The sequence below is a fragment of the Corynebacterium glyciniphilum AJ 3170 genome (assembly GCF_007673095.1).
Classification (GTDB): domain Bacteria; phylum Actinomycetota; class Actinomycetes; order Mycobacteriales; family Mycobacteriaceae; genus Corynebacterium.
The window spans coordinates 1-267 of record NZ_VDYZ01000246.1 but is presented as its reverse complement, the minus strand read 5'-3'; the positions used below and the strand labels follow the sequence as shown (position 1 = coordinate 267).

The 267-nt window shown below is 63.7% G+C and carries 1 protein-coding gene; it reads right to left on the bottom strand.

Annotated features, from left to right (window positions below; genetic code table 11):
* Nucleotides 1-267: hypothetical protein (locus FS507_RS20045; RefSeq protein ID WP_222121474.1), on the bottom strand; the 267-nt coding region annotated here is incomplete at both ends.

The following is a 267-nucleotide window of genomic DNA, read 5'->3' as shown; positions in this document are numbered from 1 at the left end:
ATCCCATCCCGCCCCCACCCCTCCACATCCACACCCTCACCCCCCTCCACTCCCCTCATCCACTCCCACCTCCCCTCCCACTTCCTCCACCAGCTCCACAAGCCCCACCTCCCCAAGGCTCTCCTCTCCTCCATCCTCAACTTCCCCCCCTTCCTCCATCTCCCCCCTCTCACCCACCAACCCTCTCTCACCTCCCTGAACAACCACCACTCCAACTCCTCCACCACCTCAACTCCACCTACCTCCAACACCCCAACCAGCCCTTCC